At 59.6% G+C, this 24,893-nt stretch carries 22 protein-coding genes; 20 read left to right on the forward strand and 2 right to left on the reverse strand.

Annotated elements, in window-relative coordinates:
• Positions 1-11 precede the first annotated feature (11 nt).
• On the forward strand, positions 12-797 hold the full coding sequence (locus tag AC06G8_RS10635) for an HAD family hydrolase (RefSeq protein WP_480285248.1): 786 nt from the start codon (positions 12-14) through the stop codon (positions 795-797).
• 177 nt (positions 798-974) lie between these two features.
• Here the strand turns inward: AC06G8_RS10635 and AC06G8_RS10640 are convergent, their stop codons facing one another.
• Complete coding sequence (locus AC06G8_RS10640) at positions 975-1,517, reverse strand: 1,2-dihydroxy-3-keto-5-methylthiopentene dioxygenase (protein ID WP_480285249.1); 543 nt, start codon at positions 1,515-1,517, stop codon at positions 975-977.
• Positions 1,518-1,672: 155 nt separating this feature from the next.
• Between AC06G8_RS10640 and metH the strand changes: the two genes are divergently transcribed.
• The 15 genes from metH to AC06G8_RS10715 all read left to right on the forward strand — a co-directional run bounded on the left by metH (position 1,673) and on the right by AC06G8_RS10715 (position 20,986).
• Positions 1,673-5,113, forward strand: coding sequence for a methionine synthase (metH, locus tag AC06G8_RS10645; RefSeq protein WP_480285250.1), 3,441 nt, complete (start codon positions 1,673-1,675; stop codon positions 5,111-5,113).
• A 31-nt stretch (positions 5,114-5,144) separates the two neighbouring features.
• Entirely contained in the window at positions 5,145-6,101 is a 957-nt protein-coding gene (gene rnz, locus AC06G8_RS10650; RefSeq protein ID WP_480285251.1) for a ribonuclease Z, read from the forward strand.
• Between the two features lie 498 nt (positions 6,102-6,599).
• Positions 6,600-8,846 (forward strand): DEAD/DEAH box helicase, encoded by a 2,247-nt coding sequence (locus AC06G8_RS10655; protein ID WP_480285420.1) that lies wholly within the window; start codon positions 6,600-6,602, stop codon positions 8,844-8,846.
• A 73-nt stretch (positions 8,847-8,919) separates the two neighbouring features.
• Entirely contained in the window at positions 8,920-10,260 is a 1,341-nt protein-coding gene (locus AC06G8_RS10660; RefSeq protein WP_480285252.1) for a ribonuclease H-like domain-containing protein, read from the forward strand.
• Positions 10,257-11,096: an HAD-IIA family hydrolase gene (locus tag AC06G8_RS10665; protein WP_480285253.1), complete on the forward strand. Its 840-nt coding sequence runs from the start codon at positions 10,257-10,259 to the stop codon at positions 11,094-11,096. The genes AC06G8_RS10660 and AC06G8_RS10665 overlap by 4 nt, the downstream gene beginning before the upstream one ends.
• 34 nt (positions 11,097-11,130) lie before the next feature.
• Positions 11,131-11,949: an Fpg/Nei family DNA glycosylase gene (locus AC06G8_RS10670; RefSeq protein WP_480285254.1), complete on the forward strand. Its 819-nt coding sequence runs from the start codon at positions 11,131-11,133 to the stop codon at positions 11,947-11,949.
• A gap of 3 nt (positions 11,950-11,952) precedes the next feature.
• Complete coding sequence (locus AC06G8_RS10675; protein WP_480285255.1) at positions 11,953-12,792, forward strand: deoxyribonuclease IV; 840 nt, start codon at positions 11,953-11,955, stop codon at positions 12,790-12,792.
• A complete protein-coding gene (locus AC06G8_RS10680) occupies positions 12,789-13,160 on the forward strand; it encodes a cyclic-phosphate processing receiver domain-containing protein (RefSeq protein ID WP_480285256.1) in 372 nt (123 codons plus the stop codon). Before AC06G8_RS10675 ends, AC06G8_RS10680 begins: the two co-directional genes overlap by 4 nt.
• An 11-nt stretch (positions 13,161-13,171) precedes the next feature.
• Complete coding sequence (locus AC06G8_RS10685; RefSeq protein ID WP_480285421.1) at positions 13,172-13,954, forward strand: ABC transporter ATP-binding protein; 783 nt, start codon at positions 13,172-13,174, stop codon at positions 13,952-13,954.
• Positions 13,951-14,967, forward strand: coding sequence for an SAM-dependent methyltransferase (locus tag AC06G8_RS10690; RefSeq protein ID WP_447664692.1), 1,017 nt, complete (start codon positions 13,951-13,953; stop codon positions 14,965-14,967). Before AC06G8_RS10685 ends, AC06G8_RS10690 begins: the two co-directional genes overlap by 4 nt.
• Before the next feature lie 125 nt (positions 14,968-15,092).
• Positions 15,093-16,655 carry a serine/threonine-protein kinase gene (locus AC06G8_RS10695; protein WP_480285257.1) on the forward strand — a complete coding sequence of 521 codons (1,563 nt, stop codon included), beginning with the start codon at positions 15,093-15,095 and terminating at the stop codon, positions 16,653-16,655.
• 143 nt (positions 16,656-16,798) lie between these two features.
• Complete coding sequence (locus tag AC06G8_RS10700) at positions 16,799-17,041, forward strand: hypothetical protein (protein WP_480285258.1); 243 nt, start codon at positions 16,799-16,801, stop codon at positions 17,039-17,041.
• A gap of 176 nt (positions 17,042-17,217) precedes the next feature.
• A complete protein-coding gene (locus tag AC06G8_RS10705; protein WP_447664695.1) occupies positions 17,218-18,777 on the forward strand; it encodes an ABC-F family ATP-binding cassette domain-containing protein in 1,560 nt (519 codons plus the stop codon).
• 140 nt (positions 18,778-18,917) lie between these two features.
• Positions 18,918-19,616: a response regulator transcription factor gene (locus tag AC06G8_RS10710; protein ID WP_447664696.1), complete on the forward strand. Its 699-nt coding sequence runs from the start codon at positions 18,918-18,920 to the stop codon at positions 19,614-19,616.
• A complete protein-coding gene (locus tag AC06G8_RS10715; RefSeq protein WP_480285259.1) occupies positions 19,613-20,986 on the forward strand; it encodes a HAMP domain-containing sensor histidine kinase in 1,374 nt (457 codons plus the stop codon). Before AC06G8_RS10710 ends, AC06G8_RS10715 begins: the two co-directional genes overlap by 4 nt.
• A gap of 93 nt (positions 20,987-21,079) precedes the next feature.
• Here the strand turns inward: AC06G8_RS10715 and AC06G8_RS10720 are convergent, their stop codons facing one another.
• The gene (locus AC06G8_RS10720) at positions 21,080-21,562 is read right to left on the reverse strand and encodes a C40 family peptidase (protein ID WP_447664698.1); all 483 of its coding nucleotides are present in this window, start codon (positions 21,560-21,562) and stop codon (positions 21,080-21,082) included.
• Between the two features lie 197 nt (positions 21,563-21,759).
• Here AC06G8_RS10720 and AC06G8_RS10725 point away from each other — a divergent pair, with 197 nt between their 5' ends.
• Genes AC06G8_RS10725 through AC06G8_RS10740 form a run of 4 tightly spaced genes read left to right on the forward strand, consistent with a single transcriptional unit; the run spans position 21,760 to position 24,840 of the window.
• On the forward strand, positions 21,760-22,620 hold the full coding sequence (locus tag AC06G8_RS10725; protein WP_447664699.1) for a carbon-nitrogen hydrolase family protein: 861 nt from the start codon (positions 21,760-21,762) through the stop codon (positions 22,618-22,620).
• Between the two features lie 32 nt (positions 22,621-22,652).
• Positions 22,653-23,321 carry a GNAT family N-acetyltransferase gene (locus AC06G8_RS10730; RefSeq protein WP_480285260.1) on the forward strand — a complete coding sequence of 223 codons (669 nt, stop codon included), beginning with the start codon at positions 22,653-22,655 and terminating at the stop codon, positions 23,319-23,321.
• A gap of 41 nt (positions 23,322-23,362) precedes the next feature.
• Positions 23,363-24,031 carry a GNAT family protein gene (locus AC06G8_RS10735; protein WP_480285261.1) on the forward strand — a complete coding sequence of 223 codons (669 nt, stop codon included), beginning with the start codon at positions 23,363-23,365 and terminating at the stop codon, positions 24,029-24,031.
• On the forward strand, positions 24,031-24,840 hold the full coding sequence (locus AC06G8_RS10740) for an MBL fold metallo-hydrolase (RefSeq protein ID WP_480285422.1): 810 nt from the start codon (positions 24,031-24,033) through the stop codon (positions 24,838-24,840). The genes AC06G8_RS10735 and AC06G8_RS10740 overlap by 1 nt, the downstream gene beginning before the upstream one ends.
• Positions 24,841-24,893: the final 53 nt, after the last annotated feature.

The following is a 24,893-nucleotide window of genomic DNA, read 5'->3' on the forward strand; positions in this document are numbered from 1 at the left end:
GGAAGAGAGAGATGGCGAAGAAAGCGGTACTGTTTGATCTGGACGATACGCTCCTGTGGGATGAGCGGAGCGTGGACGAAGCTTTCCAGGCCACTTGCGAATGGGCGCAGCAGCAGTCCGGCGCAGATCCGAAGCGTCTGGAGGCGGAGGTGAAGCGGGAGGCGAGAGAGCTGTACAGCTCTTATGAAACGTTCCCGTTCACGCAGCAAATCGGCATCAATCCGCTTGAAGGGCTGTGGGCCCGCTTTTCGGAGGGGGAGCTGGAATCGTTCCGCAAGCTGGAGCAGCTGGCTCCAGGCTACCGCAAGGATGCTTGGACCCGCGGCCTCTCGGCCGTCGGGATCGACGATCCGTCTCTTGGAGCGGAGCTTGCCGAGCGCTTCCCGAAGGAACGCCGCGAGCGGCCGATCGTATACGAGGAGACCTTCGAGGTGCTGGACGCCCTCAAAGGCAAGTACAAGCTGCTTCTGCTCACAAACGGATCCCCGGATCTGCAGCAGGAGAAGCTGCTCGGCGTGCCCGAGCTGACCTCCTACTTCGACGAGATCGTCATCAGCGGCAATTACGGCAAAGGCAAGCCGGATGCCGGCATATTCCGCCATGCGCTTGAGCTGCTCGGAGTGGATCCGGAGGATGGCATCATGGTCGGAGACAAGCTTACGACCGACATTCTCGGAGCGAACACGATCGGGATGACATCGGTATGGATCAACCGGGGCGGAAAGGCGAAAAATCCGGAAATCGTGCCCAGCCATGAAATTACGAGATTGGATCAGCTCATTCCGCTGCTTGCATAAGGCGTCGCAAGACGGTTCCGATATGCACGCAAGCATCCGCGTCCCGAGCGACAGGCTGCGGGAACGCGGCCGGCATCGCGAATCGGCGATTGGAATCATCATCCCATAAGAAAAAGGCTGCCGCCCTTGTCGTCTTCATTCGAAGTCGACGGGCGGCAGCCTTTTTGGCGCCGGCAATCAAGCTTTCTGGAATTCAGGATCGGAGTAGTTGTGAGCGATCCAGCCGTCTTTCTCGATGAACAGGCGTACCGCGACAATCTTGCGGTTATCCATCAAGGTGAAGAAGTGGGGCTTGTTCTCCGGCACGGAGATGACGTCGCCGGCTTCAAGCTCTACGTCGAAGTAGCCGACTTCGTCGGAGCCCTTGATGATGAAGATGCCTTTGCCGGCTGTGATGGCGCGGATCTCATCCTCGGTATGGGTGTGGACGTTCTCGAATTTCTGGAGCAGCTCGTCCAGATTCGGCGTCGACTCGGACAGAGTGATGATATCCCAGATCTGATAGCCTCGGCGGCCGGCCAGATCGCGGATTTCGGAGTCGAACGTTTCCAGGATGGAAGCTTTTTCGTCGTCGCTCAGGGTGAACTTCTCCTGCAGGGACGCATCGAGCTTGCTCATGTCCCAGTGCTCGTAAAGCACCTCTTGGGAATCCAAAAATGCTTTCACCTGCTCATCGCCGGAAATGCGTTCGTTCGTATTGCGGATGCGGATTTCAGCCATCGGCAATTCCCTCTTTTCCCATTGAAATGAATTGAATATATCGCTAATTTCTATTATAAATCAACTTTCGGGGGTTGTCGATTACAGTTCTTTTCACTCCAGCGTTCATCTGATAGACTAAAGGATAACGATTTTTGACGGAGAGGTGCAGAAGATTGTCGAAGCCAAGTTTGCAGGAAATGCTTGAGAAGCGCATCTTGATACTGGACGGGGCCATGGGCACGATGATCCAGCAGGTCGATCTGACGGCCGAAGACTTCGGCGGTGAGGAGCTGGAGGGCTGCAACGAGATGCTCGTGCTGACCCGGCCGGAGGTCATCCGCAGCATCCATGAGCAGTACCTGGAGGCGGGAGCGGATCTCATCGAGACGAATACGTTCGGGGGAGCGAGCATCGTTCTCGCCGAGTACGACATTCCGGAGCGGGCCCGGGAGATCAATCTCGCGGCAGCGCGCATCGCGAGGGAAGCGGCGGACAAGTATTCCACCGCCGAGCATCCCCGTTTCGTCGTGGGCGCGATCGGTCCGACTACGAAAACGCTGTCGGTGACAGGCGGCGTCACCTTTGAAGGCTTGGTAGACAGCTATTTCGAGCAAGCGGTCGCCCTGATCGAGGGCGGCGTCGACTGCATGCTGCTGGAGACATCCCAGGATACGCTCAACGTCAAGGCGGGCAGCATCGCGATCCGCAACGCCTACGAGGCGACAGGAAAGACGCTGCCGCTGATGATATCCGGCACGATCGAGCCGATGGGCACGACGCTGGCCGGCCAGAACATCGAATCCTTCTACATCTCCCTGGAGCATCTCAATCCGATCTCGATCGGGCTCAACTGCGCGACCGGTCCGGAATTCATGCGCGACCATATCCGCACGCTGAGCGATATCTCGCTGGCGGCCGTCAGCTGTTATCCCAATGCGGGCCTTCCGGACGAAAACGGCCATTACCATGAATCTCCCCAGTCGCTTGCGCTCAAGATGGGCGCATTCGCCGAGAACGGCTGGCTGAACATCGCCGGCGGCTGCTGCGGCACGACTCCGGAGCATATCCGGGCGATGGCGGAAACGATGAGCCGATACGCACCGCGCGGCCGCGGCGGCAATCATCCTCCAGCCGTGTCCGGCATCGAGACGGTCTACATCGAATCCGACAACCGTCCCTACATGGTAGGCGAACGGACGAACGTGCTCGGCTCGCGCAAATTCAAGCGCCTCATCGTGGAAGGCAAATACGAGGAAGCGGCTGAAATCGCCCGCGCTCAGGTCAAGAAGGGCGCCCATGTCATCGACGTCTGCCTCCAGGATCCGGACCGCGACGAAAGCGAGGACATGAAGAAGTTCCTCGAGATCGTCGTCAAGCTTGTGAAGGCGCCGCTCGTCATCGACACGACCGATCCCGCGGTCATCGAGCTGTCGCTCAAATACAGCCAAGGCAAAGCCATCATCAACTCGATCAACCTGGAGGACGGCGAGGAGAAATTCGAGCAGGTCGTGCCGATCATCCACCGCTACGGGGCAGCAGTCGTCGTCGGCACGATCGACGAGCGCGGACAAGCCATCACGAGGGAGGACAAGCTCGAGGTCGCCAAGCGGTCTTACGACTTGCTCGTGAACAAATACGGCCTCCGTCCGGAAGATATCATTTTCGATCCCCTCATGTTCCCTGTCGGAACGGGCGACGAGCAGTACATTGGATCCGCGGAGGAAACCGTCGAAGGCATCCGGCTCATCAAGCAGGCGATGCCAAAATGCCATACGATCCTCGGCATCAGCAACATCAGCTTCGGGCTGCCGGAAGCCGGACGCGAGGTGCTCAACTCCGTATACTTGTACGAGTGCACCAAGGCGGGCCTCGATTACGCGATCGTCAATACGGAGAAGCTGGAACGGTACGCATCCATTCCCGAGCATGAGCGCAAGCTGGCCGAGGATCTGATCTACCGCACGAACGACGAGACGCTGGCCGCCTTTGTCGCCGCATTCCGCGAGAAGAAGGTCGAGAAGAAGGAGAAGGTATCCAATCTGCCTCTGGAAGAGCGGCTTGCTTCCTATGTGGTGGAAGGAACCAAGGAAGGATTGTTCGCCGATCTGGACGAAGCTCTCGGCAAATACTCCGCCCTGCAGATCATCAATGGCCCGCTCATGAAAGGCATGGACGAGGTCGGACGGCTGTTCAACAACAATGAGCTCATCGTCGCCGAGGTGCTTCAGAGCGCCGAGGTCATGAAGGCATCCGTCGCGCATCTCGAGCCTCACATGGAGAAGACCGAGTCGTCGGTCAAGGGCAAGATCATCCTGGCCACCGTCAAGGGCGACGTGCATGACATCGGCAAAAACCTGGTTGAAATTATTCTTTCCAATAATGGGTATCATATCGTCAACCTGGGTATCAAAGTGCCGCCGGAACAGCTGATCGAAGCCCAGCGCAGGGAAAAGGCGGACGCCATCGGCCTCTCGGGTCTGCTGGTGAAGTCCGCGCAGCAGATGGTCATCACGGCCCAGGATCTCCGCAATGCCGACATCGACGTGCCGATCATGGTCGGCGGAGCCGCCTTGACCCGCAAGTTCACGAAAACGCGGATCGGTCCGGAATATGACGGCTTGGTGCTCTACGCCAAGGACGCCATGGAAGGCCTCGACCTCGCCAACAAGCTGATGGACAAGCACCATCGCGCCCGCATGGATGAAGAGCATGCCGAAGCGAAAGCCAGCGGCGCCGTCGCCGTGGAGGAGAAGCCGGAGCTGCCGCAGCAGAGCCGCGCGGTCCGCTCTTCCATCAACCGCGATGCTCCCGTGTATTTGCCGCCGGATCTGGACCGCCATATTCTGCGCAATGTCCCTATCCCGCATATCGTTCCTTATGTGAACATGCAGATGCTGCTCGGCCATCATCTCGGCGTGCGCGGCAAGGTGGAGGAGCTGCTGGCAGCCCGCGAGCCCAAGGTGATGCAGCTGAAGGATACGGTCGATTCCATCCTGCATGAAGCGGTTAAAGAAGGAATTATCCGGGCACACGGCATGTACCGGTTTTTCCCGGCCCAGTCGGAAGGCAACGATATCGTCGTGTACGATCCGCAGGATCCTTCCCGGATTCTCAAGCGCTTCAGCTTCCCGCGCCAGCAGGTCGAGCCTTACCTCTGCCTGGCCGATTATCTGAAGAGCGTAGACAGCGGCATCATGGATTATGTCGGATTCCTCGTCGTGACGGCGGGGGAAGGCGTCCGCGAACTGGCCGGAGACTGGAAGGACAAAGGCGATTACCTGCGCTCCCATGCCCTGCAGTCGGTCGCTCTCGAAGTGGCGGAGGGGATGGCGGAGCGCATCCACCATATGATGAGGGATATGTGGGGCATCCCGGATTCTCCGGACATGACCATGAAGCAGCGCCACGGCGCTCGTTATCAGGGCGTCCGGGTTTCGTTCGGCTACCCGGCTTGTCCGAATCTGGAGGACCAGGGTCCGCTCTTCGAGCTTCTGCATCCCGAGGATATCGGCGTCGAGCTGACCGAGGGCTTCATGATGGAGCCGGAAGCATCCGTGTCCGCGATGGTGTTCGCCCATCCCGAAGCCAAATATTTCAACGTCGACAAAGCATAAGGAATTGGAATGGAAGGGGGAGCCTCCATAAATGGAACTGACATTATTGGGAACCGGCGCCGGCAGGCCCTCGCGCCTGCGCAACGTGACTTCCGTTGCCCTGACGCTTCCGCAGCCGCGCTGCTCGGTGTGGCTGTTCGACTGCGGAGAGGCGACCCAGCATCAGCTGATGCGCACTCCGCTCAAGATGAGCAAGGTCGAAGCCGTGTTCATCACTCATATGCACGGGGATCATGTCAACGGCTTGCCCGGACTGCTCAGCAGCCGCTCCTATCACCCTGGGGCGGGCAAGCTCCGTCTGTTCGGGCCGGAAGGAATCCGAGAGTACGTGCAGGCTGTCTTCCGGCTGACAGCTTCGCATCTGGACTATGAGCTCGAAATCACCGAGCTGGCGCCCGGCGTCGTCTACGAGGATGAGCTGTATATCGTCGAAGCGGACAGGCTGGACCACCGGGTGCCGAGCTGGGGGTACCGGATCGTCGAGAAGGATAAGCCGGGCGCCCTCGATTCCGCCAAGGCACGCTCATTAGGCGTCCCGTTCGGCCCTCAGCTCGGGCTGCTCAAGCAAGGAAAGGACATCACCCTTGACGACGGACGCGTCATCCGCAGCAGCGACGTGCTCGGGCCGGCATTGCCGGGGCGGATCGTCACCGTCCTCGGCGACACGATTCCTTGCCCGGCGATCGTACGCTTGGCCAAGGATGCGGATCTTCTTGTCCACGAGGCGACGTTTGAAGGCGCGATGGGGGACAAAGCGAAAGCCTACGGACATTCCACGACGCTGCAGGCGGCTGCCGCAGCCGCTGAAGCGGGCGCGCGCAGGCTGGTCATGACGCATTTCAGCAGCCGCTACCGCGATGAGGACATGCCGGCGTTGGTCGCCGAGGCGCGCGGCATATTTGCAGAATCCTATGCGGGAGCCGACCTTCTGACCGTACCTATCCCCAGACAGGGTGAGGAGGAGCCGGAGGGCTCCTGCTGGATTTGAGCCGGAAGGCGGCAAGACTGCCGCGATGCCATTGTCTATAAGGTTCCAATAACGGCCATTTTCCGTATCGGCGGAAAATGGCTGTTTGCCTTTCGATTGCTCGTCTGCCCCCTGAAGGATGCGGATGCAGCGCTGTTCTCGCCAGGCGGCATCCGGACCGCCAGGGCAGCTGGCAGCTGGCGGGTTCTGAAGCTGAATAAAGCTGGATATAGACGGTCCCGGCGCCGAATCAAGCCGAATTCAGCCGTGTCCTGCACATTCCGATGAGGAAGGCTGTCGAGGCATGGCAAAAGACATTGATGGCTGTGCGGACGGAGTAAATCGAGCCTATATTTGCTTATATTAATAGTTAATGCTGCTAAATATAAAGGGCACGAATGGTTTGAAGCGCCGAAGGAAGCTCCGAGCTCCCGTCTATCTCGGGAACCTCTTTCTATTGTTCTGGCAAAACGAACAGATATTCGCTAAAATGTCACTAGAAGAGGTGACAGCATCATGATGAAAAAGAAAACTCTTTCCGAGCTGATCGAGGAACTGCGCGGAAATGAACATATAGCCAATTGGCATGAAATCGAGCCGCAGGAGGCGCGGACCCGGCCGATGCCCGAGAGCGTCGACCCCCGGATCAAGGACGCCCTCGGCAAGCGGGGCATCGCGGAGCTGTACACTCATCAGAGCAGCGCGTACGAGACGGTCCGCAAAGGGGAGAATGTCGTTGCGGTGACGCCGACCGCCTCGGGCAAGACGCTCTGCTACAATCTGCCCGTGCTGCAGCAGATCGCGGACGACGATTCGAGCCGGGCGCTGTATCTCTTCCCGACCAAAGCGCTCGCCCAGGACCAGAAGAGCGAGCTGAACGAAATCATCCAGGAAATGGGCATCGACATCAAAAGCTATACGTACGACGGGGACACTTCTCCGGCGATCCGGCAGCTCGTGCGAAAGGCCGGGCATATCGTCATCACCAACCCGGACATGCTCCATTCCGCCATTCTGCCCCATCATACGAAGTGGGTCAGCCTGTTCGAGAACCTGAAGTTCATCGTCATCGATGAGCTGCATACGTATCGCGGAGTATTCGGCAGCCATGTCGCCAACGTCATCCGGCGGCTGAAGCGGATTTGCGCTTTTTACGGCAGCAATCCGGTGTTCATCTGCACGTCGGCGACAATCGCGAATCCGCGGGAGCTCGCGGAGCATCTGACCGGCAGCCCGATGCGGCTGATCGACGACAACGGCGCTCCGAGGGGGCGAAAGCATTTCGTCTTCTACAATCCGCCCGTCGTCAACCAGGCGCTCAATATCAGGCGGAGCGCGACCGTCGAGGTCAACAACCTGGCCAAGGAATTCCTGAAGAACAAGATCCAGACGATCATCTTCGCCAGAAGCCGGGTCCGGGTCGAAATCATCCTGAGCCACATCCAGGAGCTCGTGAAGAAAGAGATCGGGCCGAAGTCGATCCGCGGCTACCGGGGCGGCTACTTGCCGAACCAGCGGCGCGAGATCGAGAAGGGGCTCCGCAGCGGCGATATTCTTGGCGTCGTCAGCACGAACGCGCTGGAGCTCGGCGTCGACATCGGACAGCTCCAGGTATGCGTCATGACGGGTTACCCCGGCAGTATCGCCAGCAGCTGGCAGCAGGCAGGCCGGGCGGGACGTCGCCATGGAGAGTCGCTGATCGTCATGGTTGCCGGATCGACGCCGGTCGACCAGTACATGGTGCACAACCCCGACTACTTTTTCGAGCGCAGTCCGGAAGCGGCGCGGATCAACCCGGAAAATCTGATCATCCTCGTCGATCATTTGAAATGCGCGGCGTACGAGCTGCCCTTCAAGGAAAGCGAGGAGTACGGTCCGCTGGATGTCGGCGACATCATGGAGTATCTGGTGGAGGAGCGCGTCCTGCACAAAAACGCCGATACGTTCTACTGGGCTAACCAGTCGTTCCCTGCGAGCGGCATCAGCCTGCGCTCCGCTTCCCAGGAAAATGTCGTCATCGTCGACCAGTCCGACGTCGCGAACGTGCGGATCATCGGGGAGATGGACCGGTTCAGCGCCATGACGCTGCTGCATGACGAGGCGATCTACCTTCATGAGGGCGTCCAGTTCCAGGTGGAGAAGCTCGATTGGGACCACAAGAAAGCCTACGTGCGCGAAGTGGACGTGGAGTATTATACCGACGCCAATCTCGCCATCAACCTCAAGGTGCTTGAAATCGACAAGACGAAGGAGCGGCAGGATGGTTCCCTGCACTTCGGAGATGTCACCGTCAATGCCATTCCGACGATCTTCAAGAAGATCAAGATGACGACGTTTGAGAATATCGGATCGGGGCCGATCCATCTTCCCGAGGAGGAGCTGCATACGTCTTCGGCCTGGATCGAGATCAAGCAGGTCGACGACGATATCGGCGCCAAGACGCTGGAGCAGCTCCTGCTCGGCATCGCCCATGTGCTCAAGCATATCGTTCCTGTCCTGGCGATGTGCGACCGGAACGACATCCATGTCGTGCCGCAGATCAAGGCGGCGCATACGCAGCTGCCGACGATATTCGTATATGATCACTATCCGGGAGGCATCGGCTTGGCGGACGAGGTGTACAAGCGGTTCGACGAGGTCCGGGACGCGGCGCTGAACATGATTTCCGGATGCCCGTGCAAGGACGGATGCCCTTCCTGCATCGGCACGGAAATAGAAGGAAGCGACCTCAAGCGCAGAAGCATCCGGCTTCTGGAGCGGTTATGAAAGCTCACAGGATCGTCAAGGCGGATAGGCTTGCAATGAAGGATACAGGACGCGAGAAGAGAGGAGGCGGCTCATGAGCAGCCTGCGCGAGAAAATGAACCGGCTGAAAGGAATCAAGCCCGCAGAGGATCAAGCCGCCGAGACTCCTGCTGCCGCTGATCTTCTGGAGAACGACCCGATGAAGGGCGCATCTGCATCCGAAGCGGCAGCGGGCGGGCTTGCTTCGGCCGGTCCGGAATGGGACCGCCACGGCGTGAAGCTCGTCGCCAACGCAGCCGGCGATTGCCTGGAGAGGCGGATCACGCTGCCGCTCGGCCACCGGAGCGGGCATCATTCGCTCTCGGAGTGGACGGGGACGGCCGGACAGCTCGGCGCCTTCCATCCGGACGCAGGCGAGGCGCCTGATGCCGAAAACGTCCTATTCCTCGACCTGGAGACGACGGGCCTCGGAGCCGGAACGGGCAACGTGCCGTTCATGATGGGGCTGGCGTATTTCGAAGACGGAGCCTTCATCCTGCGTCAGTTCCTGATCCGCCATCCCGCCGAGGAGCGGGCGATGCTGCAGGAGCTGCTGCTCCTGCTGCCGCGCTTCCGCTGGCTCGGAACGTACAACGGGCGCTCCTTCGACTGGCCGCTCGTCCAATCCCGGTTCATCATGAACGGCTTCCGCGGGACGCCTGAGCTGCTGCATCTGGATTTTCTCCATCCGTCGAGAAGCATATGGAAAAACACGCTTGTCTCCTGCAAGCTGAGCCATGTCGAAGAAGAGCGTCTCGGCATCTTCCGAACGGACGATGTGCCGGGATCGCTGGCGCCGGCGCTCTATTTTCAATATTTGGCGGAAGGCGATCCCGATGTGCTTGAGGGCGTATTCCGCCATAACGAACAGGATATGGTCACCCTTGCCTGCCTGGGCATCCGCTTCGGCCATTTGCTCGCCGGTGCTGTCGGAGAGCGGACGCCGATGCCCGAGGAGAACGAGGAGCGGCTGCGCACCGGATTATGGCTGGAGAAGATGGGCCGGACGGCTGACGCCGAGCGTCTTTTCGCCTTGGTGGAAGCCTCGGAGAAGCCTGCTCCTTCGGCTTGGCACACGCTGGCGATGAGGGAGAAGAAAACTGGCAATTGGGACCGGGCTGTGGTATTGTGGCAGAAAGCCGCCGCCTGCATGAGGACGGCGCTTATTCCGAACGTGGACGCCCATGTGGAGCTGGCCATGTTCTACGAACACAAGCGCAAGGATGTCCACTCGGCTCTCGCCTATGCCGAGGAAGCGATCGAGCTGTTCGCGGGCAGGCCGCATGATTACCGCAGCGCCAAGCGGCGGGCCGAGCAGGAAGCCTTGCTCAAGCGGCGCGACAGGCTCCGCCGCAAATGCGGAGGGAGCGGCGCCATGCTGGAGGTTGACAGATGAAGAAAACGTACAGCTTGCCGGGAATGCCGGCGCCGGACCGGCCGATCGGCGGCCTCCTGCTCGACCTCGACGGAACGGTCTATCGGGGCGAGCAGGCTGTCGATGGGGCCGGTTCTCTTGTGAGGGCGCTTCGCGATGCCGGAGTTCCCTACAAATATGTGACGAACAACTCCTCCTCCAGTCCCGAAGCCGTCGCGAAGAGGCTGCGGGATATGGGCGTGGATGCGAATGCGGACGAAGTATGCACCTCTTCCCAGGCGGCAGCGCGATATGCGGCCGAACGCTTTCCGGGCGGCAAGGTGTTCCTGATCGGGGAAGAAGGCTTGGCGGCAGAGCTGGAGCAAGCGGGCCTGATGCTGGTCGAACGGGATGCCGATCTCGTCGTCCAGGGCATCGACCGCGCCTTCTCCTACGCCAAGGCTTCCGAGGCGGTGAGAGAGCTGCTGGCGGGAGCGGAATTCATCCTGACGAATCCGGATCTGCTGCTGCCTTCCCATGGAGGCCTCTTTCCGGGAGCGGGCTCCATCGGGGCGATGCTTGCCGCCGCGTCGGGAGCGAAGCCTGTCGTCATCGGCAAGCCGGAGAAGATCCTGATGGATTATTCGCTGGAAAGGATCGGCTTGACTGCAGGGGAGGTATGGGTCGTCGGCGATAACTTGGCGACCGACATCGCCGCGGGCAAGAACAGCGGCTGCGGCACGATTCTTGTGCTGACGGGACTGACGAGCCCGGACAATTATGCCCGCTTCGCGGAAGCGGCGGATGCCGAGCCCGATGCCGTCTGCGGCTCGCTCGCCGATCTGCAATCGTATATATTGAAGTACATAGGGCGATAAAAAGAACAACACGAGGGAAAGGAAGCGAGACTTCATGCCGGAATATCCTGAAATGGACCACTATCGGATGCTGCTGGGCGCTTCCGTCGCCGGACAGCGGATCCGCAAAGTCGCCGTCGAGCGGGAGAAGTCGGTCAATCTGCCGGCCGGCGAGTTCGTCTCCAGGCTGGAGGGCCGTACGATCTGGTTCGTCGAGCGGCGCGGAAAGCATTTGATTTTTCATTTGGACAACGGAGAAAGGCTGCTCCTGCATCTCATGCTGGGGGGCTGGATGTTTTACGGCTCCGAAGAAGAGCGGCCAGACAGAACCGTTCAGGTTCAATTGGACCTCGACAGCGGCAACCTGTATTTCATCGGACTGAGGCTCGGTTACCTGCATCTGCTCTCCGCCAAGGAAACCGAAGGGAAGCTTGCCGCGCTCGGTCCCGAGCCTTTCGATCCGAGATTGACGCTGGCCGCGTTCACCTCCAGGCTCCTGGCCAAGAAGCGGAGCGCCTTGAAGACGGTGCTGGTGGACCAGAGCGTCATCGCCGGCATCGGCAACTGTTATTCCGACGAGATCGCCTGGGAAGCGAAGCTGCGCCCGGACGCCAAGCTAGGCGGCCTGAGCGAGGAGTCCTTCTCGCGGCTGTACGACGCGATGCATTCCATGCTGCTGGAAGCGCGCACCCGAGGCGGTTATATGGAAAATCCGTTCCAGGCCGGCGACGAGTCGACAGGCGGCTATAACGACGATTGCAAAGTTTATGACCGTCCGGGCGGCGAATGCTACCGCTGCGGCGGGACGATCGAGCAGCATGAAATGTCTTCGCGCAAAGTATTCTTTTGTCCGGATTGCCAGAAGGAATCCTGAGCCATGCCTGACAACCGGATCGGCTGCCATCTCAGCACTAGAGGGGGATACCGGGCCGCGGCGGAAAGGGCTTCGGCCCTCGGCTGCGGCTCTTTCCAATACTTCCCGAAAAATCCGCGGAGTCTCGGCGTCAAAGCTTTCGATCGCCGCGACGCCCAGCGCTGCAAGGAATGGTGTCAGGAGCATGGACTGTCGTCCATCGCCCATTCCCCTTATCCGAACAACCTGGCTTCGGAGGATGCTTCCGTCCGCGAGCGGACAGCCGAATCCTTGCTCAACGATCTCGACATCGCGGAGGCTTGCGGATCGCTTGGCGTCGTCGTCCATTTCGGCATCTACAAAGGCGCGGATCCGCTGGAAGGCTACCGGCTGATGATCGGGACGCTGGATGGAATCACAAGCAGCTGGGACGGCAAATGCAAGCTGCTCATCGAGAATCAAGCCGGCAATCACGGCTTCATGGGCATGACGCTGGAGGAGCTGGCGCAAGTGCGCTCGCTCTGCCGCGAGCCCGCCAAGATCGCCTTCTGCCTCGACAGCTGCCATCTGTTCGCGAGCGGAATATGGAAAGGCGATGCCGGGGCGCAGTGGCATGCCGACGCGGAGAGGGCCGGCAGCCTGGACCATATCGCCGCCCTTCATTTCAACGACTCCGCATACGGCAGCGGTTCGCGGCGCGATCGCCATGCCCGGCTGGGCGAAGGCGTTGTAGGCGATGCCGGACTCCGGTGGCTGCTTGAAGCGCTCCCCGGCATTCCTGCCGTCCTTGAGACGGCTTCCGGCGCAGACGGCACGCACCGCGAGCAGCTGTCGATCATGAAGTCATGGGAGGAACGGACTTGATCCATGTCTATTTAGATGATTTCCGCCGTTGTCCGGAAGGCTTCGTCCACGCCCGCAATGCCGAGGAGTGCATCGCCCTCATCGCTTCCGAGGACATCGGCATCCTCTCCCTGGATTTCGACCTCGGCTGGGGCCAGCCTACGGGAATCGAAGTTGCCCGCTATATCGCGGAGAGCGGCCGTTATCCGCAGGAAATCTATCTGCATACATCCAGTACGGATGGCAGGCGAATGATGTACAAGCTGCTGTCGGACTCCCTTCCAGAAGGAAGCCGTCTTTCCTCTGCCTCCATGCCGGAAGAAACTCTTGCCAGGGCGGCAGGCGGCGAAGCGGCGGATGCCGCATCAATTCAAGAGAAGAACGGGTGAGCAGCATGGCAATCATATCTTTGCAACATTTGAGGCTGCAGCGAGCGGAACGCGAGATTTTGCAGGACGTAAGCCTGACCGTGCAGCCAGGCGAGCATTGGGTTGTGCTGGGCCGCAACGGCTCAGGCAAAACGACGCTGCTCGAAATGCTGACGGGATATATGTTCCCGACTTCCGGGACAGTCGAGGTGCTGGGCAACCGATACGGGGAATGCGATGTCCGCGAGGTCCGCAAGAGGATCGGCTACATCAGCCAGTCGCTCGTGGAGAAGCTCGCTCTTGCCGACCCTGTATGGGAAGTGGTGGCTACCGGAGAGTATGCTTTTTTGCGCTTTTATCAAGAGATCCCGGAAGAGGTGCGGGGCAAGGCGCTGAGACTCCTTGAGGAGTGCGGGCTTCGCCATGCCGCCCTGCAGCCGTTCGGAACGCTGTCGCAGGGGGAGCGCAAGAAAGTGCTGCTGGCGCGAGCGCTCATGAGCGACCCGGCCATCCTGATTCTGGACGAGCCGTGCTCCGGCCTGGACCTGTACGAGCGCGAAAAGCTGCTCGCGGAGACAGGCAAGCTTGGAAGCCGCAGCATGACCGTCATTTATGTCACTCATCATATGGAAGAAATCATGCCTATGTTTACTCATGTCGCCTTGCTGCAGGACGGAAAGTTGATCGCTTCCGGACCCAAGAAGGAAGTGTTGACGGAAAGCGTGCTCGGCGCTGCCTATGAGCTTCCGTTGACGGTGGAATGGGCGCATGGCAGGCCTTGGATCAAAGTAGGAACGGATGGTGCAGCAGGTTGAGTCAGTGGATCGGAACAGCGAATAAAAGTTATGCATCCTACGCGATGGAAGAGCTTCGGCGGCAGTTCGAAGGCATCTCCATCACGCAGCTTTCCCCAGGGGAAGCTTTTCTTTTCGAGGTGCCGCTTGAACAAGAGGCGGTGCTGGCGTCAATCAAGGCGGAGCAGCCGATTTTCCTTAGGCATCTGCAGCCCGTGGACGCGGTTCGGTCGATCTCGGCCGATGCGGACGATCTGGACTGGCTCAGCGATTGGATCCGGCTCTCTCGCGGCAAGCTCGAGGGCAAGCGTACAGGCGTCCACATCCGCAAAGCGGAAGGAAGCCCTTATCCTTATTCTGCGGCGGATACAAAAGCCGTTGCGGATGCGATGCTGGAGCAGTGCGGGGCGGAGCCGGAACAGAAGCATCCCGAGATTCTTGTCGCGGTATACGCATCCCGGGATACGCTGTATGCCGGCATCGGAACGCCTGCCGAGATGCTGTCGGATTGGCCGGGCGGAGCTGTACGTTTCCAGAAGGAAGAAGGACAGATATCGAGGGCCAAGTTCAAGCTGCTGGAAGCGGAAAGAGAGTTCGGGCTGAATTATGCCGCCTTCCGGAACGCGCTCGACATCGGCGCCGCCCCGGGAGGGTGGACGTCGCTCTTGTTGGAGAGGGGACTCCGCGTGACCGCTATCGATCCTGCCGAGCTCCATCCGTCGCTGCTGTCTTACCGGACCTTGACCGTGCTGCGCAAAAACGCGGCCGAAGTCAGCTTCCAGCCAGGCACATTCGACCTGCTCGTCTGCGATATGAGCTGGAGCCCGATGCAGATGACCAAGCTTGTCCTTGATCTCATCCCGGCGCTGCAGGAGGGCGGGACGGCGATCGTGACGGTCAAGCTGATGCATCGCAAGCCGCTGCAGACGATCCGGGAAGTGAAGAGCCGCCTTTCAACGGCGTTCGACATTCTCGGCGCAAGGCAGCTTTTCCACAACAGGGAGGAAATGACCCTGTATTTGAAGAAGAAATAACTCATCGATTTTATAACAAGCGGCAAGCGGGAAAGCATCCCGGCTATGCGCAGGCTCTCTTTGGAGATGCTGCGCCATAGCCGGGTTTTTGCATTCCAGGCCGGATAGAGGGAGGCTGAGCGTTCATGGAAGAAGATACGGCTGATATTCATCCGCTTCGGGATGGCTTGACTGCAGGCAGCTTGGTTGGCGGCCGGTATAGGGTGGCGGCGGAAATCGGGTGCGGAGGGATGAGCCGAGTGTACGCCGTGGAGGATACCCGGCTGAACAATAAATTAAGGGCATTAAAAATAAATGCAGCCAACCATGCTGCGCTGACGGCGGAGGAAGCCTTCATGCTCATGCGGCTCGAGCACCCCCACTTGCCTCAGCTCCTGGATTATTATCCTCCGAACTCGGCGTCCGCCGAGATGCTCGTCATGGACTACATCGATGGCCAGACTCTTGAGCAAGCGGTCCGTGCGCGGGGCAGAGGGCTGGAACTCCATGAGACGGCGGCGATATCGCTGCAGCTGTGCTCGGCGCTGTCGTATTTGCATCGCCAGCAGCCTCCGGTCATCCACCGGGACTTGAAGCCGTCCAACGTCATGATCGATAAGGAGGGAAGGGTCAGGCTCATCGACTTCGGCATCGCTCGCAGCTACAAGCCGGGCAGCCGGTCCGATACGCGCCGTCTGGGAACGCCGGGTTTTGCGGCTCCGGAGCAGGAGTCGGGAGGGCAGAGCGATTCCCGCACCGACGTATACGGACTTGGACGTCTCATTCGTTGGCTGATGATCGGCGGCGAGTCCCGCGATGGATTCCAAGCGAGGAGCGCAGGGGAACGGCTGCCTCCATGGCTCTTGAACATGCTGGAGCGGCGGCCGGAAGACCGGCTGCATTCCATGGAGGATGCGGCCAGGGAAATCCGATTATGGGCCGATAGCGCCGGCGCGGGCTTGTCCGGCAAGGGCAAGGCATCTGCATTCGGCCTTGCCGGAGGCGCTTTGCCCGGAACCGTGTCGGTGCTGTCTCTCTCACCTGGCAGCGGGGCGACGTTTTTGAGCCTGATGCTTGCTCGGCATTTGGAGGAGACGGGCCAGCCGTTCCAGCTGATCGAGGCTCCTGGAGGAGAGCCGGAATATTGCGCCTTGATCGGTAGTCCGGTGCTGCCGCCTGCGCCGGACGGGCCCGACCCTCGCTACCGGCGTCTCGGAAGCGTCCGCGCATCCTGGCAGGTGCTCCATCCCGAGCCTGCTCCCGCCGCGGCCGCCGATCAGGATGCGCGCTTCCGCCTGATGGCTTCGGGAGGCGGGGAGGGCGCCGTCATCGTCGACTGGTCCTCCCGCTGGCATGAAGTCGCCTTGGCGGAAGAGTGGGCTTCCGTTTCCGGGCTGCTCGTCGTCTGCGCGGATCCCAATCCCGCACGGTGGAGCAAAGCGAGGATCGCCGGCCTGAACCGGCTGCTGCGGATGCGGGAAGCTGCGGGGCTCCCTACGGTGTGGGCGGCATGCAAGGACGCTCCGTTTCCGGAAAGGGCGGAATGGCTGGCGCTGCTTCCGGAAAAGCCGGCCATCGTAATCCCTTATTTGGAGCCGTCCGAATGGTACGCGCTGCTCTGGAGAGGGATGCCGCTGCCGCGAAAAGGGAAATCGGCCGCTGCGCTTCGCCAGGCATTGGCGGCTTTGTCGGAAATGCTTCCGGGATAGAGGATCAAAACGATTTCTGCATGGAGCTTCGTGATGCGAGTCCGTTTCAGGCAGCTGATGTCCTATTCCCCAAGACAGTGCAGCCGCTCGCATTTTCTCCATTTTATGGTAAAATGACGAAAAGAGAAGCAGGAGGTGCGGTTATGAAAGCAGGCTACATTCTGATGGCGGCTCTAGGGATAGCCCTGATCGTTTTCGGGCTTTTGCCCGTTGCTTATGCGTACCCTTACAGCAGCGGCCCCGACTCCGGCCCGAGAAACTATTGGGAGCTTCTGCTGATGATTTCTTATGAAAACGGCACTGCGAGCGTCGCCATCGGAATTCTGCTCCTTCTGCTGGCGGCTTCGATGTTGTTCTTTTTCAACAAAAAAACGGCAGCGGCCTAGTCATCCGGCCGGACCTGTCGCAGGCGGCGGAATGTAATCCGCTTCCAACATGGCGATCATTGCCTCTTCGCGGAAGGGGGAGCCAAGAAGCCCCATAATGTGATACAATATCCCATTAGGAACCCTAATCGGGATATTTTCTCTGCATAAAGACAGGAATGGAGAATGGAACTTACATGAGCTTACTGACCGTTGAAAATTTATCGCATACATTCGGAGACCGCGTCCTGTTCAGGGACGTGTCGTTCCGCCTGCTCGCAGGCGAGCGCGTAGGATTGGTCGGCGCGAACGGCACCGGCAAATCGACGATGATGAATATACTGACCGGCAAGCAGCTGAAGGACGAGGGCAGAGTAGAATGGACGCCTAAGATCCGTTACGGCTACCTCGACCAGCATACGAAGCTGGAAGCGGGCAAGACGATCCGCGACGTGCTGCGCGACGCCTTCGGGCCGCTGCTGGAGCTGGAGAAGGAGCTGAACGAGGTGACGGCCGCCATGGGCGAGCCGGACGCCGACCTGGACGTGCTGCTGGAACGCATGGGTGAGATCCAGGAAGAGCTCGAGATCGGGGATTACTACCTGCTCGACGTGAAGGTGGATGAAATGGCGAACGGCCTCGGGCTCAGCGCCATCGGCCTCGACCGCGACGTCACGGCGCTCAGCGGCGGACAAAGGACCAAAGTACTGCTCGCCAAGCTTCTGCTGGAGAAGCCTACGGTCCTACTGCTCGACGAGCCTACGAACTATTTGGATGATGAGCATATCTCGTGGCTGGCGAACTATCTGCGCAATTATCCCCATGCCTTCATTCTGATATCCCATGATACCGGCTTCATGAACGCAGTCGTCAGCGTCATCTATCACCTGGAATTTTCCCGCCTGACCCGCTACACAGGCAACTACGAGAAATTCCTGGAGATGGCCGAGATGAATAAAGCCCAGCATCTGGGAGCATACGAGAAGCAGCAGGAGTTCATCAAGAAGCAGGAAGACTTCATCCAGCGCAACAAAGCCAGGGCTTCCACCTCCGGCCGGGCGAAGAGCCGCGAAAAGCAATTGGACCGGATCGAACGCATCGACAAGCCGGAAGAAGCGGGGAAGCCGACGTTCACCTTCAACGAAGGGCGGACGAGCGGCAAGACGATCTTCGAGGCGAAAGGCCTCTCCATCGGCTATTCGAGCCCGCTTCTTCCGAAGATGGACATGCTCATCGAGCGCGGCGACAAAATCGCCATCGTCGGCTGCAACGGCGTCGGCAAATCGACGCTCTTGAAAACCATTTTGGGCCGCATCGAGCCGCTCGACGGAACGGTGTACCGCGGCGATTACCTGCTGCCGGCCTACTTCGAGCAGGAAGCGAAGGCTCCAGGGCTGACGCCGCTCGAGGATGTTTGGAACGAGTTCTCTTTCATGAACCAGCATGAGGTTCGCGCGGCTCTTGCCCGCTGCGGCCTCAAGAACGAGCATATCACCCGCAGCCTGAGCCAGCTGAGCGGGGGCGAGCAGGCCAAAGTGCGGCTGTGCAAGCTGATGCTGCGCGAGAGCAACTGGATCCTGTTCGACGAACCGACGAACCATCTGGACGTCGTAGCCAAAGCCGAGCTCAAGCGCGCGCTCCAGTCCTACCGGGGCACGATCGTCCTTGTCTCCCACGAACCTGATTTTTATGAGGATTGGGTGACGAAGACTTGGGATGTCGAAGCCTGGTCGATGGAGCAGCAGGCACAGAATTGATATAGGGCATGCTGTTTCAAGCGGGCATCATGAGATTCCGGCTGTCAGGATCCGTCGACCGCGGTTCCGGATCTTGACAGCCGTCTTGGCAGCCAGGCGGCGGCGCCGCCAATCTACCGGAAAGCAGGTGACATCCAAGAATGAATGAACGTGTGCTGGTTATCGAGGATGAAGAAAGCATCGCGCGCATCCTCCAGCTGGAGCTGGAGCATGAAGGCTATCATGTCGGCCATGCACCGGACGGGCGCAGCGGCTTCATGCAGGCATCCTCGGGAGAGTGGGACCTGGTCCTGCTCGACGTCATGCTGCCGGAGCTGAACGGCATCGAGGTGCTGCGCCGGCTCCGCCAGGCAGGCAATCCCATCCCCGTCATTCTCATCACAGCCCGGGATACGGTGCCGGACAAGGTCAGCGGATTCGAGCACGGCGCCAACGATTACATCACCAAGCCCTTCGCGATGGAGGAGTTGCTTGCGCGCGTGCGCAATCTGCTGCGCATCTTCCAGCAGAATCCGAAGGAATCCGAAGGCTCCGATCTGCTCAAGATCGGCGATCTGACGGTCGAGCTGCGCACGCGCAAAGTATTCCGCAAAGAGCTCGCCATCGACCTGACGCCGCGCGAGTTCGAACTGCTCGTCTATTTGGCGCAGCATAAGAACGAAGAGAAGTCCCGGGAAGAAATCCTGTCCGAAGTATGGGGGTACGATTTCATGGGCGAGACGAATCTCGTCGACGTGTATATCCGGTACCTCCGCCAGAAGCTGGACAAGGGCTTCCGCCACAAGCTGATCCATACGGTGCGCGGAGTCGGCTACATGATGAAGGAGCCGGAGGCATGACTCTCCGCAAGCGGTTCACCCTATTCACGATCTTCTGGCTCATCTTCATCCTCATCCTGTTCAACATCTTCGTCTACTTGTTCATGACGAAGATCACGACGCGCAGCGAGCAGCAGGTCATGATGAACAAGGTGAACCTGATTCTGGAGAACAACAAGCTGAACGACAAGACGCATCTGGCGGACGAAGGGCTGCTCAGGGAGTTCTACAACGTCAACGAGCTGATCCGGATCATCAGTCCGGAAGGCAAGACGGTCAATCTGCAGGGCTCCGATACCGACCTTCTGGCGCTCCCGGTCAAGTTCGTCGCCTACCGGGAGTCCGGGGAAAGGTTCGTCGGCAGCACGAGGGTTCTGTTCATGAAGGTGCCGCTGTATCAGGATTCCGAAATCATCGGCATGCTTGAGATCGAGCGCAAGCTCAACCTGCAGGACAGCTACATGAAGGTGCTCGTAGCGGCTTTGTCCGTGACCAGCATCGGCGCCATCCTGTTCGCGATCTTCGGCACGTACTGGTTCACCTCGAGGCTGACAGCCCCGATCCAGCAAATGGTGCAGACGATGAGGGAGATCGACCGCAGCGGCAAGCTGCGGAAGATCGAGATGGGAGACAAGGAGGAGTCGGCCGAGCTGCTTCAGCTCCTTCGCGCCTTCAATCAGATGATCGAGAGGCTGGACCGCACGTTTGCCCGTCAAAAGCAGTTCGTCGCGGATGCGTCGCATGAGCTGAAGACGCCGCTTACTGTCATCGTCAGCTACGCGGGCATGCTGAAGCGCTGGGGCCGCGACGACGCCGCGGTCCGCGAAGAGGCGATCGATGCGATCGCCAAGGAGGCGGAGCGCCTGCAGAACCTCACCAAGTCGATGCTCATGCTGGCCCAAGCGGAGCAAGAGGATTGGCTGAATCTGGAGACGTTCGACGTCGTGCAGATGGTCGACGAGATGGCCGGCATGCTGCAGGCGACGTTCCAGCGCCCGATCCGGGTCCATACTTCCGCAGGCGGACTGAAGATGTCGGGCGACAAGGACAAGATCCGCCAGCTGCTCGTCATCCTGCTGGACAACGCCATCAAGTACAGCAAGGAGCCGATCGATGTCACGGTGAGCGCGGTCAAGCAGTCCGTGCGCGTCCAGGTGACGGACAAGGGCATCGGCATTCCCGAGAACGAGATTCCTTATCTGTTCGAGCGGTTTTACCGCGTGGACGGGGCGCGGGGCCGCACGACCGGCGGCGTCGGGCTCGGGCTGTCGATCGCCAAGAGAATCGTAGAGCTTCATGAAGGGCAGATCGACGTGTTCAGCAAGCCGGGCAAAGGAACGACGATTACGTTCCAATTCCCGCAGACGCTGAAAGGAAACGGCGGCAGGTAGCGCTGCGGCCTCATGGCCGCAGGGAAGCAAAAAATCCGCATCGCCTTCGGTAACGAAGGCGATGCGGATTTTATATCATTCGTAAAAGATTGTCTACAGGATGCGCTTGGCGGTGACGTAGTGATTGTTCCAGTAAGAGGTGCCGAGGCTGGAGATCGTCACGCCTGTTTTGCCGTATGTGTGCAGGATCTTGTTGGAGCCGGCGTAGATGGCGACGTGGCCGATGCTCTTGCCGGAGCTGCCGGTGAAGAAGACGAGATCGCCTTTGCTGAGATAGCCGCGGGTCACCTTGACTCCTTTGGCCGCCTGCTGGGTAGAAGTCCTTGGCAGGGAGACGCCGGTTTTCTTGTAGACGTATTGGGTGAACGAAGAGCAATCGAATGCGTATGTAACGCCGCTTGGAGCTCCGAGGCGGTAAGGAACGCCTAAGTACTGCTTGCCGTAGGAGAGAAGCTTTTCAGCCTGCGGCGTCGCGGCATGTGCTGTCGATGCAGAGCCAAGAGCGAGTCCCGACACTCCAATGACAGAGCATAGGCCGATGTTCATGATTGTTTTTTTCCATTTGCTTGTGCGCATGTCTTGTGGTGTCCCTCCATCATGGTGTACGTTGAATATGTTGTGTTGCTTACAAAAAGGATCATAACACACCTTTTGTATCCTAATCATTTCCAGAAAGAAAGAAAACCCAACCAAATCGCGATGCTGAGGGCTTTATGAGAATACGATGAGAATCCTCTCATAATTGGTTGGCTGTATATTAAAGGAGGTTAATAATGAAATTCCGCGTAAGTGCGGTCCAGTATGAGCTGGCCGATATCGATTCCTTTGACGAATTCGCCGCTCAAGCCGCCCATTATGTCCGCAACGCCTCGGAATATGGAACCCAGTTCGTGCTGTTCCCGGAATTCATGACGACGCAGCTCCTCAGCATCAGAGGGGAGGATGGCCAAGCGCAGGGCATACAGTCTCTGCCGGATTTCACGGAGGCGTACGAAGGGCTGTTCGCCGGCCTTGCTCAGGAATACGGCATGTACATCATTGCAGGCACCCACGTCGTCCGCACGGCGGAAGGCAAGCTGAGGAACACGGCGTATTTGTTCGGACCCGACGGGAGCATGCGCACGCAAGCCAAGATCCATCTGACGCCGACCGAGGTGGAGGAATGGAACATGTCCGCCGGAGACGGCCTGGAAGTGTTCGACACTCGGTACGGCAGGATCGCGATGCTGACTTGCTACGACATCGAGTTTCCCGAAATCGTGCGCATGGCCCGGGCCAAAGGGGCGGACGTCATCTTCTGTCCTTCCTGCACGGATGACCGCCACGGCTTTTACCGCGTGCGCTACTGCTGCCATGCCCGGGCCGTCGAGAACCAGGTCTATATCGTGGCGACCGGAACGGTCGGTTCCTTGCGCCGGGTAGACTTCATGAGAGCCAATTACGGCCAGGCGGCCGTCATTACTCCGAACGATATTCCGTTCCCTCCGAAGGGCATCATGTGCGAAGGGACGGAAAACCGCGATATGCTGATCGTGGCCGACCTTGACCTGTCCTTGCTCGAGGACGTCCGCCGGAGCGGCTCCGTGACGACATGGAGAGACCGGCGTACGGATCTGTACGGAGATTGGAGCTGACAGAAGCGGGGGGAGAAGGAAGGAATCATCGGATGCTGAAAAAACTCTACGTGATCCACGCAGGCAAGCCGGTAGAAGCGACGATTCGCCGCTACGGCCTTGATGATGCGGAGGGATTGATCCGGGTGCAGGAAGCGAGCTTCCCGCCTCCTTATCCTCAGGAGCTGCTCTGGAACCGGGAGCAGATCCGCGAGCATGCAGCCCGCTTCCCGGAAGGAGCTCTATGCGCCGTCGTGGAAGGGGAGATCATCGGGTCCATGACCGGCATGCTGACGGATGGAAGCCTCGCCGGAAGCCATGACTGGGCAACCGTAACCGACGGCGGCTATATCCGGAATCACGATCCGGAGGGGGACACCCTCTATGTCGTGGATATATGCGTCCGGCCCGAGTACCGCAAGAGCGGCATCGGCAAGTGGCTGATGCAGACGATGTACGAAACGGTCGTGCATCTAGGCAAGGGAAGGCTGCTTGGCGGCGGACGTCTGCCGGGCTACCATCGTCATGCCGCCGAGCTTAAGCCCGAGCAGTATGTGGCCGCCGTGCTGAAGGGCGACCTCCATGACCCGGTTTTGTCTTTTCTGCTCCGCTGCGGCAGGATGCCGGCCGGGATCGCGGAGAACTATTTGGAGGATGAGGAATCATGCCACTATGCCGCCCTGATGGAATGGCGCAATCCGTTCCTCATCCAGGAGTCTTAAGAACAGATCGTAATGAAACCGATAAGGAGTTGATCATAACGATGGAATTCCACCGCATCGTGTCCATTGAAGATCCGGAGTTCCCCAAGCTCCACCGCCTGCTGCAGGAGGTGTTTCCGCCGGAAGAGGTGCTCGCCTACGACCTGTGGCGGGAGCCGCTGCTCGACCCGTCCATCCATGTCTGCGTCGCCCTGCATGAGGGCGAGGCGGTCGGCGCCACGGAATACCGCTATTACCCGGACATGCGCGTCGCCATGACGGATTTCACGATCATCGGCCGGCCGGGTCTCGGCATCGGGCGCTTCCTGATGCGCAGCCGCGAGCGGGAGCTGGACCGGCTGGCCAAGCAATCCGGGGCGGAGCCGCTCGGCATGTTCGCGGAGATCTACGATCCTTACCGCACCGGGCATGAATTCGGAGGCGTCAGCCCGATGAATCCGATCGTCAGGCGCGAGGTGCTGTCCCATATCGGCTACAAGCGTCTGGATCTCGCCTACGTCCATCCTTCCTGGGATTTGGAAGGCGGAGCGGTAAGCGGCCTTGACCTCGGCTTCCTGCCGAAGGACGAGCTGCAAGACGAGATACCGGGAGCTCTGGCTGCGCAGTTTCTGGAAACCTACTATTCGGCGATCGAACGCAAGCCTCAGGAATGGTACGACATGGTTCAGGGCATCCGCGATCGGGAATCGATCGCCCTGCTTCCGCTCTGATGGCTTCCGCTCCGGCGGTGCTGACCTTCCTCGGCACCGGCGATTCGCTTGGAGTGCCGAGGGTTTATTGCAGCTGCCCCGTATGCGAGGAAGCAAGAACGACGGGCAGGAACAGGAGGCTGCGCTCCCTCGTGCGGATCGACGGACTTGAAGGCGGCGGTTCTCCGGACGATGTGACGCTGATCGACTGCGGACCCGATTGGGGCAGGCAGATGGAAGCGGCCGGGCTGCGCTCGGTCGGAAGAATACTGCTCACGCATGCCCACTTCGACCATATAGGCGGTCTCGTGGAATGGGCGGATGCATGCAGGTGGACGAAGCAGCGGGGCATGGCATACGCTCCCGCCGAAGTCATCCCCGATATTCTGGCCCGCTTTCCCTGGCTGGACCGATGGATCGATTTCACGCCGATCGAAGAGCCGCTCGTGATCGGCTGCTGGAGCATTCGAAGCTGGCGTGTCCATCATGGACATAACGGCTATGCGTACGCCTATCGGTTCGACCATGGCGAGACCGGATACGCCTGGGCGTACTGCTCCGACTCCATCGGCCTTGACAATATGCAGAAGGAGCCGCTGCGCGGCGCCGATCTGATCGTGCTCGGTACGAGCTTTTACCATGAGCCCTATCCTTACGCCGGACGGTCCGTATACGACGTCACGGAAGCTCTGGAGCTGCGGGAGGAGCTGCAGCCGGGAGAAATGCTGCTGACGCATATGTCGCATGATATCGATCTGCGCCGTCCATACGGCTTGCCGGACAACGTGAAGTACGCCGAGGCGGGAATGCGCCGGATTCTCGATAAATAGAAGCCAAAAAACAAGCAGCCCCCGACGATGCGGCATCCGCATTCGTCGGGGGC

The sequence above is a fragment of the Paenibacillus sp. SJS-P3 genome, from assembly GCF_056711585.1.